The 13,289-nt window shown below is 56.1% G+C and carries 11 protein-coding genes; 1 reads left to right on the top strand and 10 read right to left on the bottom strand.

The genetic code is table 11. The features are described from left to right. The first annotated feature begins 417 nt into the window (after positions 1 to 417). Positions 418 to 1,176 carry a PP2C family protein-serine/threonine phosphatase gene (locus RCH06_RS17285; protein ID WP_327082705.1) on the top strand — a complete coding sequence of 253 codons (759 nt, stop codon included), beginning with the start codon at positions 418 to 420 and terminating at the stop codon, positions 1,174 to 1,176. Positions 1,177 to 1,184: 8 nt separating this feature from the next. On the opposite strand, the gene RCH06_RS17280 is transcribed toward RCH06_RS17285, so the two are convergent. The 10 genes from RCH06_RS17280 to RCH06_RS17235 form a co-directional block, all read right to left on the bottom strand. Further along, a complete protein-coding gene (locus RCH06_RS17280) occupies positions 1,185 to 1,832 on the bottom strand; it encodes a hypothetical protein (protein WP_327082704.1) in 648 nt (215 codons plus the stop codon). Next, complete coding sequence (zapE, locus tag RCH06_RS17275) at positions 1,829 to 2,932, bottom strand: cell division protein ZapE (RefSeq protein WP_327082703.1); 1,104 nt, start codon at positions 2,930 to 2,932, stop codon at positions 1,829 to 1,831. Before zapE ends, RCH06_RS17280 begins: the two co-directional genes overlap by 4 nt. Positions 2,933 to 2,946: 14 nt before the next feature. Further along, positions 2,947 to 4,374, bottom strand: a complete 1,428-nt coding sequence (gene lpdA, locus RCH06_RS17270) for a dihydrolipoyl dehydrogenase (protein ID WP_327082702.1) — start codon at positions 4,372 to 4,374, stop codon at positions 2,947 to 2,949. A 69-nt stretch (positions 4,375 to 4,443) separates the two neighbouring features. Continuing rightward, positions 4,444 to 5,721, bottom strand: a complete 1,278-nt coding sequence (gene odhB, locus RCH06_RS17265; protein WP_327082701.1) for a 2-oxoglutarate dehydrogenase complex dihydrolipoyllysine-residue succinyltransferase — start codon at positions 5,719 to 5,721, stop codon at positions 4,444 to 4,446. Between the two features lie 48 nt (positions 5,722 to 5,769). Then, on the bottom strand, positions 5,770 to 8,661 hold the full coding sequence (locus tag RCH06_RS17260) for a 2-oxoglutarate dehydrogenase E1 component (RefSeq protein WP_327082700.1): 2,892 nt from the start codon (positions 8,659 to 8,661) through the stop codon (positions 5,770 to 5,772). Between the two features lie 394 nt (positions 8,662 to 9,055). Further along, a complete protein-coding gene (locus RCH06_RS17255; protein ID WP_327082699.1) occupies positions 9,056 to 9,307 on the bottom strand; it encodes a MoaD/ThiS family protein in 252 nt (83 codons plus the stop codon). A gap of 13 nt (positions 9,308 to 9,320) precedes the next feature. Beyond that, positions 9,321 to 10,526: a molybdopterin molybdotransferase MoeA gene (locus tag RCH06_RS17250; protein WP_327082698.1), complete on the bottom strand. Its 1,206-nt coding sequence runs from the start codon at positions 10,524 to 10,526 to the stop codon at positions 9,321 to 9,323. An 81-nt stretch (positions 10,527 to 10,607) separates the two neighbouring features. Beyond that, the gene (mobB, locus tag RCH06_RS17245) at positions 10,608 to 11,165 is read right to left on the bottom strand and encodes a molybdopterin-guanine dinucleotide biosynthesis protein B (RefSeq protein ID WP_327082697.1); all 558 of its coding nucleotides are present in this window, start codon (positions 11,163 to 11,165) and stop codon (positions 10,608 to 10,610) included. Between the two features lie 57 nt (positions 11,166 to 11,222). Beyond that, entirely contained in the window at positions 11,223 to 12,650 is a 1,428-nt protein-coding gene (thrC, locus tag RCH06_RS17240) for a threonine synthase (protein ID WP_327082696.1), read from the bottom strand. Between the two features lie 32 nt (positions 12,651 to 12,682). Next, on the bottom strand, positions 12,683 to 13,289 hold a 607-nt coding region (locus tag RCH06_RS17235; protein WP_327082695.1), incomplete at its 5' end, for a tetratricopeptide repeat protein.

The raw sequence follows: 13,289 nt of genomic DNA, 5'->3' as shown, positions 1-13,289 counted from the left end.
CGTGTACTTGGCCCTTGATGTCTTTGTCATTTTCGTTTTCCTTGTCTGAATTGAACCACTCAGCAAGGGATACGTTTTCTGGGGGCAAGGTCAGTCTCCGGTCTATACACAACTGCAAAAGCAAGATTCATCAGGCTGACTCAAAAGAGATGGAGGGTGAATCGAGATATGAAGTGCGGTCGCAAAGTTGAAATGGGCTTTTTTTCAGTTTCCTGCTTGCAAGCATCGCAAATGGATCTGACAGGCACTACTTCATCAGTAAACGTTTTGATATCTGCATACTTAATTTCGAGTTTTTTTTTGCAAATACTTGAGCAAGTGATGATTTAAGATCAATCTATTTTTTCCAAATTAGCGGCTTGATAATAGGTAGATTGCCGCCACAAATCGAGCCCACAAGGCTCGTTAGATTACACAATGACCAAAGGTTATCGAATCACAGCTTCCACGGGTATCCACAAGGGAGACCGGGATTATCAGCAAGACCAGGTCAACCTCTTGAGTCACCACAGAATTCCTGGCTGCATGCTGGGCATCGTGGCAGATGGTATGGGTGGCCGCAGCGGCGGGCGCAAGGCATCTGACCAGGTCATGCTGACGGCCAAACAGCTTTTCGACCGCTACGCGCCTGAAACAGACGATGCACCTTCAATGCTCAAGCAGATCGTTGAAGAAGCCCACATTGTCATCAAGCTCACGGCTATTTCTGCTGAGGAAGAGCCTCACAGTACGCTGGCAGCATTTTTAATCACCCCAAGTGGTGAATGTTACTGGGTACACACGGGCGACTCCCGGATTTACCATTACCGAGGCAGCAAGCTGGTCTACAGAACAATAGATCACTCTTATGTGCAAACACTGGTGGACAAAGGCGAGATTGATGAAGATGAAGCCAATAACCATCCCAAAGCAAATATCCTCATGGGCTGCCTTGGGGCAGAAGAAGCGCCACCCATTGCGCAGCATTACATCCCCAAATTACAGCCCAATGATGTATTGATGGCTTGCAGCGACGGTGTCTGGCACTACTTCAGCGCCAGTGAAATGGGTTCTGCGCTGTCGATGCTTTCACCGCGAGAAGCGACAGAGTTCCTGATCCAGAAAGCCCACTCGCGTGCGCGCGGAGTTGGAGACAATCTTTCACTGGTGATTGTCAAGCTTGAGGCGCTGGACTAGATGCCCGGCTACTCAGGTAAAGGCAGCGGCTTGGCAGAAGGCTTTGTATGTTTTAGTTGATCGGCGTCGTGCTGACTGCGTCGCTCTTGAGCTTCTTTCTGACGCTCGCTGAATTTTTTCGCCTTTTCCTCATTTGCAGCCTGCTTCTCGGCGCGCGCCTGATTTTTTTGCTGATGCGCTAGAAGCCTCTGTGCATTTGCTGCGCGGGCGGCCTTTTCATTTGACTCGCGGATCGTCAGCTTTTGCTGCTTGTCCTTCAAGCTATCCAGACGCCCCTGAGATACTTCTACTGCTTTGGCACGGCTGTCAGCCGCTTGCTGCTGGTTTTCAGGAGATGCCTTTTCTTGCGTTTTGCGTATCTGGTTTTCTCCTTTGATTCTTCGCTCCGCATCATTCAAAAAAATCTCTTGCCGCCTGAAGTCTGCCATGGCCTCACGCCTGCGGCTGTTGACCTTGCCCAGACAGCTGTTGACTGCAAACTTTTTGTAGCAAGCAGCATCTTCAGACAAAAAACCGGCTTCCAGTCGGCTGCGCTCGGCATTTACAGCCGTGCGCTGAATGCCAATATTGCCCGCCTCCCCGCTCAGTTCTGAATTTTGCGCAAAGGCGAGTTGACTCAACGAAACCAGCCAAAGTAAGACTGAAAAAATTTTCATGTCAGGGCGGTATCTACCGTTCTATGTTCAAGCGCCAAAAACTCCATAGACTGCATTTCGTTGATTCGTGAAACGGTACGGGCAAACTCATGCACCAAAGGCCCTTCTGTATACAGCTCTTCAGGCGACACTGCGGCGGACATGATTAATTTGACACGCCGGTCATAAAGTACATCCACCAGCCAGGTAAAACGCCGGGCTTCAGAGGCCATCCGCAGGGGCATGTGGGGAACATCGCTCAACAGTACAGTGTGAAACTGAGTGGCTATTTCCAGATAATCATTTTGCGAACGTGGGCCGCCACACAGTGCCTTGAAGTCAAACCACACCACGCCGCCCGCTTTTCGCCGCGCATGGATCTGCCTCGATTCAATTTGCAGCACGGGGTTTTCATCTTGCGATGCCGCCAGCCGATTAAAGGTTTCCGTCATTTCAGCATCGGCCTGAGAGCCCAGCGGAGAATGGTAGAGCCTGGCTTGCTCCAGGGTTCGTCTGCGGTAGTCCGTTCCGTTATCGACGTTGATGACCTCCAGATGCGCTTTCAGCAGTTCAATGGCAGGAAGAATCCGGTCACGATGCAGGCCATTAGGGTAAAGACCATCAGGATGAAAGTTGGAGGTAGTAACAAACCCTACGCCGTTGTCAAACAGGGCAACCAGCAAGCGATGAAGAATCATCGCATCGGTAATATCCGCCACATGAAACTCATCAAAACAGATCAGCCTGTAACGCTTTGAAATGCGCTTGCCCAATTCGTCAAGCGGATTGGCAGTGCCTTGCAGGTCAAGCAGTTCACGGTGCACTTCACGCATGAATTCATGAAAGTGCAGCCGGACTTTTCGTTTGAGCGGCACCGCGCCAAAAAAGCAGTCCATCAAAAAGCTTTTGCCCCGCCCTACCCCGCCGTGCATATACACGCCACGCGGAATGGCTGGCCGGTTAATCAGCTTTTTGAAGGCATTTGAGCGCTGGTCTTTGTACGCGGCCCATTCCGTGGCGCAGCGCTCCAGCACATCAACGGCATGCAGCTGCGCCGGGTCACTTGCATAGCCCCTTGCAGCGAGTTCGGCCTCATAGGCCAAGTGAACCAGTTGTGTCACTGCGCTGCGCGTTCTTAAAAGTTCAACGTACGCTTGTCAACCGCCAAAGCGGCTTCTTTGGTCGCCTCGCTCAATGACGGATGAGCATGGCAAATGCGGGCGATGTCTTCGCTGCTGGCGCGGAACTCCATAGCCACCACGCATTCAGCAATCAGCTCGCTGGCCATGGGGCCCACAATGTGCACACCCAGGATTTCATCGGTGGCCGCATCGGCCAACATCTTGACCATGCCCGTGGTGTCGCCCAGCGCCCGTGCCCGGCCGTTGGCCATGAAAGGGAAAGTGCCGGACTTGTAAGCACGTCCTTCGGCTTTCAGCTGCTCTTCTGTCTGACCGACCCACGCAATCTCGGGGCTGGTGTAGATCACCCAGGGAATGGTGTTGAAGTTGACATGGCCATGCTGGCCGGCGATGCGTTCAGCCACAGCCACGCCCTCTTCCTCAGCCTTGTGCGCCAGCATCGGGCCGCGCACCACATCACCTACCGCCCAGACGCTGGGCAAATTGGTCTTGCATTCGCCGTCGACCACGATCGCTCCGCGCTCGTCAAGACTCAGACCAACGGTTTCCGGGCTCAGACCCATGGTGTTGGCAGTGCGGCCAATGGAAATAATCAGCTTGTCCACGGCCAGCGTCTGCGCTTCACCCTTGGCATTGGAATAAGCGATGGACACGCCCTCTTTGCCGTTCTTGATCTCGCCGACTTTCACGCCCAGCTCGATTTTCAAACCCTGTTTGGTAAACGCTTTGTGCGCTTCTTTGGCGATTTGCTGATCAACCGCACCCAAAAAGGTGGGCAGACCTTCCAGAATCGTCACATCGGCACCCAGACGGCGCCAGACAGAACCCATTTCAAGACCAATCACACCCGAGCCAATGACGCCCAGCTTCCGGGGCACAGCCCCAATGCGCAAGGCACCGTCGTTGGAGAGGATATTGACTTCATCGAAAGGCGCACCCGGCAACGCTCTCGCATTCGAGCCGGTCGCCACGATGATGTGCTTGCCAGAGATGGTTTCTTCTGCAGCGCCTGCAACCTTGATGTCGTAAGCGCCGTCTTTTGCCGCCACAAATGAACCCCGGCCATGAAAGAAAGTGACCTTGTTCTTTTTGAACAGGTAGACGATTCCATCGTTGTTTTGCTTGACGACCGTGTCCTTGCGGCCCAGCATCTTGGCAACATCCAGGCCTAAACCCTTGACTTCAATGCCGTGGTCTGCAAAGTGCTTGCCCGCATGCTCGTAATACTCTGAAGATTGCAGCAAGGCTTTCGAGGGAATGCAACCCGTGTTGGTACAGGTTCCGCCCAGGGCCGGGCCACCCTTGGCATTCTTCCATTCGTCGATACAGGCAACGTTAAAACCTAGCTGGGAGGCGCGAATGGCAGCAACATAGCCGCCAGGACCGCCACCGATGACGATCACGTCAAATTGTTTGGACATATGCTTTTCCAGTAAATGGGAGGCAGGGACTGGCAGCCAGACGGCTGCAGTCCTCTGCCCCAAAAGGGTTTAGATATCGAACAGCAGGCGGGCTGGATCTTCCAGCGCCTCTTTCATCGCCACCAGACCCAGCACAGCTTCACGGCCATCAATGATGCGGTGGTCGTAGCTCATCGCCAGGTAGTTCATCGGGCGGATAACGATCTGGCCGTTTTCGACGACAGCACGGTCTTTGGTGGCATGCACGCCCAAAATGGCGGACTGTGGCGGGTTGATGATCGGCGTTGACAGCATCGAGCCGAACGTGCCGCCATTGGAAATCGAGAAAGTGCCGCCGGTCATCTCTTCGATGCCCAGCTTGCCGTCCTTGGCTTTTTGGCCATACTCAGCGATTTTTTTCTCGATGTCGGCAAAGCTCATCTGATCGGCATTGCGCAAAATAGGCACCACCAGACCGCGCGGTGAACCCACGGCAATGCCGATGTCAAAGTAGCCGTGATAAACGATGTCGTTGCCGTCCACCGAGGCGTTGATCATCGGGAACTTCTTCAGTGCATGCACCGCAGCTTTTACGAAAAAGCTCATGAAGCCGATCTTGACGCCATGCTCTTTGCTGAAGGCATCCTGGAACTTCTTGCGCATCTCCATCACCGGCGCCATGTTGACTTCGTTGAAGGTCGTCAAAATGGCGTTGGTGGATTGCGACTGCAAAAGGCGCTCGGCAATGCGGGCGCGCAGACGGCTCATGGGAACCCGCTGCTCTGGACGGTCACCGAGGTCAACCGCTTTCACTGGCGATGCTACTTTAGGCAAAGAAGTGGTCGGGGCGCCGGTTGGTATTGCGCTTGCAGCTACTGATTTAATAGCAGTTGCCGCACCTGCAGCGGTGACAGCCAGAACGTCGCCCTTGGTCACGCGGCCATCCTTGCCGGTGCCCGGAACAGTGCCTGCAGCCAGGCTGTTGTCCGCCATCAGCTTGGCAGCCGAAGGCATCGGCACGCCAGCCATCGAACCGCCCGTGGCGGCAACCGGTGCGGACGCTGCCACCGAGGCTGTCGCCGCTGTAGCAGGCGCTGCGGCGGCAGGTGCAGCTGCGCCTGCCTTGCCTTCAGTGTCGATTTTTGCGATCACCTGATCCGACACCACCGTGCCGCCATCGGCTACGACCAGCTCGACCAGTACACCCGCCGAAGGCGCGGGCACTTCGAGAACGACCTTGTCGGTTTCGATTTCAATCAGGATTTCGTCAATTGCAATGGCGTCGCCAACCTTCTTTTTCCATTGCAACATGGTGGCTTCGGCCACGGACTCGGACAACTGGGGAACTTTAACTTCTACGATGGCCATTTTGATTCTTTCGTGTGTGTTCTTGTATTTCAGGAAGTGACTGGAACCTTATTTGGTCAGTACAAAACCTTTTAACTTGGAAAACGCGCCATCCACCAGCGCCTTTTGCTGTTCCTGATGCAGGTGCGAATAACCGACAGCCGGAGAAGCCGATGCAGCGCGTCCCGAATAGCCCAGCTTTTGACCGTCGAACATGTTTTCATGGATGTAATGCTGCACAAAGAACCAGGCGCCCTGGTTTTGCGGCTCGTCCTGGCACCACACGATGTCAGTGACATGGGGATACTTTTTCAGTTCAGCCGAAAAGGCCTTGTGCGGAAAAGGATAGAGTTGCTCAACACGCAGAATCACCACATCGTCAATGCCTTTTTCCTCGCGCTTCTTGACCAGGTCGTAATACACCTTGCCCGAGCAGGCAACGATACGCTTGACCTTGTCTGCCCGCTTGATGATCTCTTCCTTGTTCTCTGGAATGACCGTTTGAAAAGCCCCCTTGGTGAACTCTGACAGCGGCGAGGTCGCATCCTTGTTACGCAGCAGCGACTTCGGCGTCATGATGATCAGCGGCTTGCGCAGGTTGCGCACCATCTGGCGACGCAGCACATGGAAAATCTGGCTGGCAGTGGTGGGCTGGACCACCTGCATGTTGGCATCGGCCGACAACTGCATGAAACGCTCAAGACGGGCCGAGCTGTGCTCAGGGCCTTGACCTTCATAGCCGTGCGGCAGCATCAGGGTGATGCCGTTGACGCGGCCCCACTTGACTTCGCCAGAGGCGATGAACTGGTCAATCACAACCTGCGCGCCGTTGGCAAAGTCGCCAAACTGGGCTTCCCAGATCACCATCGTGCCCGGATCGTTGGATGCGTAGCCATATTCAAAAGCCAGCACGGCTTCTTCGGACAGGATCGAGTCGATGACGACAAACGGTGCCTGGTTTTCAGCCACGTTTTGCAGCGGCACATAGGTGCCCGTATCCCACTTTTCGCGGCTCTGGTCATGAATCACAGAATGGCGGTGCGTGAACGTTCCGCGCCCACAGTCTTCTCCGGACAGGCGCACTGGATAGCCGCTGGCCACGAGGGAAGCAAACGCCATGTGCTCGCCCATTCCCCAGTCCACCGGAATATCGCCACGGCCCATGGCAGCGCGGTCGTCATAGACTTTCTTGACCAGGTTGTGAGGCGTGACGGTTTCAGGAATAGTCGTGATTTTTTCGGCCAGGCGTTTCCACTCTGCCATCGGAATAGCGGTGTCGCCAGCGTCGGTCCACTTCTTGCCGACGTAAGGGCGCCAGTCAACGGCGTACTTGCTCTTGAAGTTGGTCAGGACAGGGTCAAACGTGCTCTTGCCGGCGTCCAGTGCGGCGCGCGTGGCCTTGACCATGTCATCACCCAGCGTCTCACCCATGCCTTGAGCAGTCAGCTTGTCGGCGTAGAGCCGGCGCGTACCGGGGTGTTGGGCAATCTTTTTGTACATCAGCGGCTGGGTCAGCGCCGGTGTGTCTTGCTCGTTGTGGCCCAGTTTGCGGAAACAGATGATGTCGACAACAACATCTTTCTGGAATTCCATGCGGAACTCAAGCGCCAACTGCGTAGCCAGCACCACGGCTTCAGGGTCATCGCCGTTGACGTGCAAAACCGGCGCTTCAATCATCTTGACTACATCGGTGCAATACAAGGTGGAGCGACTGTCGCGCGGATCGCTGGTGGTAAAGCCGATCTGATTGTTGATGACGAGGTGGACAGTGCCGCCCGTGAAATAGCCCCGCGTTTCGGCCAATGCCAGCGTTTCCATCACTACGCCTTGACCGGCGAATGCCGCGTCGCCATGCACCAGCACCGGCAATACCTGCAGCCCTTTAGGGTCGCCACGGCGATCCATACGGGCACGCACCGAACCTTCAACGACCGGGTTCACAATCTCCAGATGGGATGGATTGAACGCCAAAGACAAGTGCACAGGCCCGCCCGGGGTGGTCACATCAGAGCTGAAGCCCTGGTGGTATTTAACGTCACCGCTTGGCAAGTCTTCTGGCGCTGTATGGTCAAACTCTGCAAACAGGTTGGCGGGCACTTTGCCCAGCGAATTGACCAGGACATTCAGCCGACCCCGGTGGGCCATGCCAATCACGATTTCCTGTACACCGACTTCACCGCCGCGCTGGATCAACTCGTCCATGCTGGCAATGAAGCTTTCGCCGCCTTCAAGCGAGAAACGCTTTTGACCCACGTACTTGGTGTGCAAAAAGCGCTCAAGACCTTCTGCAGCCGTCAGGCGATCCAGCAGATGGAGCTTCTTTTCCTTGGATAAATTGGGTTTGCTGCGAATGCTTTCGAGCTTTTGCTGCCACCAGCGCTTCTGGTTCTGGTCAGTGGCGTACATGTATTCGGCGCCAATCGTGCCGCAATAGGTTTCGCGCAGCGCATTGAGCAACTCGCGCAGGCTCATCGTTTCTTTGCCAAAGAACGTGTTGCTGGTGTTGAACACGATCTCCTGGTCGGCATCCGTGAACCCGTAAAAAGCCGGATCCAACTCAGGAATATCGTCGCGTTCAGCGCGCTTGAGCGGATCAAGGTCGGCCCAGCGGGCACCCACGTTGCGATAAGCAGCGATCAGTTGCTGAACGGAAGTGCGCTTTCTGCCCATTTCGGAGTCTGCACCGCTGGCCACCACGACTTTGGTCTGGCCTTGTTTGGCACGTTCTGCAAAAGCATTGACGACAGGCAGATGCGGAACGTCTTTGGCATTGGTGCCATCTGTTGCGGGAACGTGCTGAAGTGCGTCGAAATATTCGCGCCAGCTGTCGGTGACGCTGCCTGGATTGGCGAGGTAATTCTCATACATCTCTTCGACATAGGGCGCATTGCCGCCGAAAAGATAGGTATTGCCTTGATAGGCTGTGTAGACAGATGCAGGTGACTGCGAGTTTGAACTCATATCCGCTGACCTCCGTTTCCCTTGGGGAAACATAAGCTGGTTAAAGCTGGTTGATTAACCTTCCGCAACACGGCTGAACCGATTAGCGGATGCGACTGTGGCAGGGAAGGACCTTCAGAAACAACTTGAATTGTGCCACCTTAACGCTGCTACAGGAATACCCTGCTATCTTTTTAAACGAGAAGTACCGCGCTTGAGGCGCGTTTCAAGCACCCCGCCGTCACATATTTCAAGACCTCAGCACGCCAGACTCGGCCATGCCAAACCCGGTATTTTGATAAACCCATGCAGGCTGAAAAATGCTTCCAGAAAGGTTTGTCAAAGCAAATTTTCCAGGAACGCTGCAAGCTAAAAAGATCAAGGATTGGCGAGTCGGGGAAACTCCCGACTCGAATCAGCCTCCGGTCACCGGCGGGAAAAAAGCCACTTCGCAGCCGTCATTCAACACGGCGGTTTCGTCACTCATGACCTGGTCAACCGCCATGCGAACCGACCTGCCACGCGCCAGACTGGCCGCATGCGCCGGGCTGGCAGCCAGCAATTCATCGCGCAAATTCGCCAGGGTCAGGGCGTAGGTTTCGCGCAATTCGCTGCCCTGCCCGATGGCTTCACGAATTGAGGCGAAGTATTTGACATTAACTTTCATGCGAAAAAACCTTTCATGAAAGCAGCGCCGAGAACGCAATGAACTGCACTTTGTCACCGTGGGCAATCGTCTGGCCCGCCGGGTTGTCCAGTAGCCCGTCGCCCCAGACGGCGGATGTCAGCACGCCGGAACTCTGGTTGTCGAACAGGTCAAGCCCGCCCGCCGGATTAAGTTTGACCCGCAGGAATTCACGGCGTTTATCGGCTTTGAGCCAGTCAAAATTGGCAGGCATGGCTATGGATTGAGGTGCAAGTTCAGTCGCCCCCTGCAGCTTCAAAATGAAAGGACGCACCAGCAGCAAAAAGGTCACGAAGCTGGAAACCGGATTGCCCGGCAAGCCAATGAAATGGGCGGTATTGATTTTTCCGTAGGCAAACGGCTTGCCCGGTTTGATGGCGATCTGCCACAGATTCAACTCGCCCAACGCCTGCACGGCAGGCTTGATGTGGTCTTCTTCGCCGACAGACACGCCGCCGCTGGTCAAAATCAAATCATGCTGCTGGCTGGCCCCTTTGAGCGCTTCAATCGTTGCGTCCAGCCGGTCTGGCACGATGCCCAGGTCGGTTACGGTGCAACCGAGCCGCTCCAGCAAGGCTTTCAAGAAAAACCGGTTGGAGTTGTAAATCGCGCCGGGTGTCATCTCTAGAGGCGCCACGTCGCCCGGCATGACGAGTTCGTCGCCGGTAGAAAACAGCGCCACCCGCGCGCGCGGCGCTACTTGCACTTGGTCAAAGCCAATGCTGGCGGCCAGCCCCAAAGAGGCCGGATTCAAGCGCGCGCCGCTGTGCAGCACGACCGCACCTGCTGAAACATCTTCACCCCGCCGCCGAATCCACTGGCCCGGCTGCGGTTGCAACCGAATGCGAACGCCGCCCTCGACGGTTTCGCAGTCTTCCTGCATCACCACGGCATCTGCACCGGGCGGAATCGGAGCGCCGGTAAAAATCCGGGCCGCCGAGGCGGGTGCGAGCAAATGGCCGCTGCTGCCGGCCGGAATACGCTGACTGACCTGCAAAATCGTACCGGCATCAACCCAGTCGGCGCAGCGCACAGCGTAGCCGTCCATCGAACTGTTGTCGTGCGCCGGAACATCCAACGCGGACAACAGGTCTTGCGCCAGCACCCGGCCATCAGCCTCAAAGGTGGAAACGCTTTCAGCGGGGCCCAACGGTACGGCAAACGCCATCAATTCAACCAGCGCCTGATCCAGCGGCTTCATGGGCGGGCGTTCAGGTCGTGCTGGTACTGAAGAGGGAACTGTTGAATTCATGGAAAGGCATCCGGAGCGGTGAAAAGCGGCTTAACCCAGCCGGTCTTCGAATGAATAATGAAATCGATCCTGATTGTTGACCAAAAAATCGGCCACTCCGTCCGCATCGTTCAAATCCAGCACCGGACGCAAGGTCGCTGCCGGCAATTGATCGGGCGAATCGGTGGCAATGGCCACCACGAAATCATCGTCAAGATAGCGGGTTGGTTTGCCAGAGGCGGCGCGCCAGACTTCTATCTTGAGCAAGTCGCTGCGCTTGAAACCCTCCACCAGCACCCAGTCGACGCCTTCGTACAGCTCGGCAATCAATTGATGCACCGTCAATTCAGAAGGCTGCTCAAACTCGCGCATCAGCGCCAACCGATTTTGTGACGCCACGACAACTTCAAAAGCGCCGGCTTCGCGGTGGCGAAACGTGTCCTTGCCGGGGTGATCAATGTCAAAGCGGTGATGCGCATGCTTGACGACCGACACCCGCAGGCCGCGCAACTTGAGGGACGGGATCAGCTTTTCAACCAGCGTTGTCTTGCCCGAACCCGAGTAGCCAGCAAAGCCAACGACGTTCATTTGCCGGCTTTCAGGATACATGATTTGCTATTAAATAAATAGCTGCTTGCGCCCATGCAGTATGCGCAAGAGCCGTATTTAATGCACATTTTCGACAATATAGCGCTTGATGGCGGCGGCATCGGCTGGCAGGAGCTTGACGCGCTTGGGCAAGGCTTCAATGCCCTCAAACCGCGCCGGACGGGCTGGTAGCTGACCGAGCGCCTCGACAATCGTTTCGGCAAACTTGATGGGCAAAGCAGTTTCCAGAACGATCATCGGCACACCGGATTCAACCTGTTCGCGCGCCACCTTCACGCCGTCGGCGGTGTGGGTGTCAATCATGCTGGCAAAGCGGCGATAGACATCGCGAATCGTCGCCAGACGGTCAGTGTGAAGGCTCTTGCCGCTGACAAATCCGTAACGCTCAGCGGCGGTCTTGAAGGCGGGGTCTGCGCTCAGGTCAAAACTGCCCTGACTGGACAACTGGTCATGAAACAACGCACGCGTCTTGTCGCCGTCACGGCCCAGCAGGTCAAACACAAAACGCTCGAAATTTGAGGCTTTGGAAATATCCATCGACGGGCTGGAGGTTTCATGCGTGTCGGCACTGCCACGAACCCGGTACACGCCAGTATGGAAAAACTCGTCCAGCACATCGTTTTCATTGGTGGCGACCACCAGCTTGTCAACCGGCAGCCCCATGCTGCGCGCCACGTGGCCGGCGCAGACATTGCCGAAATTGCCTGACGGTACGGTGAAGCTGACTTTTTCTGCGTTCGAGCTGGTCGCTTGAAAATAACCCGCGAAGTAATAAACGACTTGCGCCATCAACCGAGCCCAGTTGATCGAGTTCACGGTGCCGATTTTGTAGTCACGCTTGAAAGCCAAGTCGTTTGAGACGGCCTTGACGATGTCCTGGCAGTCGTCAAACACGCCGTCAATGGCGATGTTGTGGATGTTTTCGTCCTGCAGGCTGAACATTTGCGCCTGCTGGAACGGGCTCATGCGACCGTTCGGCGAAGTCATGAAAACGCGCACGCCTTTTTTGCCGCGCATCGCGTATTCAGCGGCGCTGCCGGTGTCGCCGCTGGTGGCGCCCAGAATGTTCAGTTCTTCGCCGCGCCGGGCCAGTTCGTACTCGAACAGGTTGCCCAGCAACTGCATGGCCATGTCCTTGAACGCCAGCGTCGGGCCGTTGGACAGCGCTTCGAGATACAACCCAGCCTCCAGCGGACGCAGCGGCACGATCTCTTTGCTGCCAAACACTTCTTCGGTGTAGGTTTTGGCGCAAATGGCCTTCAGGTCGGCGGCGGGAATATCGTCGATATAGAGCGACAGCACCTCGAAGGCCAGGTCGGCATAGCTCAGGCCGCGCCATTTTGTCAGCGTGGCGTCATCGACCTGGGGATAGTGCTCGGGCAGATACAGGCCGCCATCGGGCGCGAGGCCTTCAAGCAGGATTTCGCAAAAGCGCTTGAACTCGGGCGGCTTGCCGGACGAGGCGCGTGTGGAGATGTATTTCACTGAGGGGTTTCCAAAAACGAAGGTTGATTATCTTATGAGGCGCTGGCATCAGGTGCCGGATCAGATGGGTCTAAACGGCGTAACGTATCCAGACGCTGCGCATGAAAAATATTCTGCGGCAAAGCATAGACCAGGCGCTCACGCAATGACAAAGCTTCTTGAAAGCAGCGCTGGCGCTCCGACAGGCTCAAGGCTGACTGGATAGCCACTCGCTCCAGCGAAACTGCCAAGTCATCCAGCACTTGCGGGCTATCGCCCAGCGCCTGGCGCAGCTGGCGGCAAATCTCCAGGCTTTCGCGGTAGGCAACCAAGGCCTCGGCATCCTGCCCGGCCTGCGCCTGTGCTTTGCCTACGTTGTCTAGCGAAACCGACAGGTCACGCAGCACCTGCGGGCTGTCGCCCAGCGCCTGACGCAACTGGCGACGGATATCCAGGCTTTCGCGGAAGGCAACCAAGGCCTCGGCACCCTGCCCGGCCTGCGCCTGCGCATCACCCACCTTGTTCAGCGAGACGGACAGGTCGCGCAACACCTGCGGACTGTCATCCAGCGCCTGACGCAGCTGGCGGCGGATATCCAGGCTTTCGCGGAAGGCAACCAAGGCCTCGGTGCCCTGCCCGGCCTGCGCCTGCGCTTTGCCT

The sequence above is a fragment of the Polaromonas sp. CG_9.5 genome (assembly GCF_035984465.1).
Classification (GTDB): domain Bacteria; phylum Pseudomonadota; class Gammaproteobacteria; order Burkholderiales; family Burkholderiaceae_C; genus Polaromonas.
The sequence above is the reverse complement of the archived record's forward strand: the minus strand, read 5'-3'. Positions and strand labels throughout refer to the sequence as shown.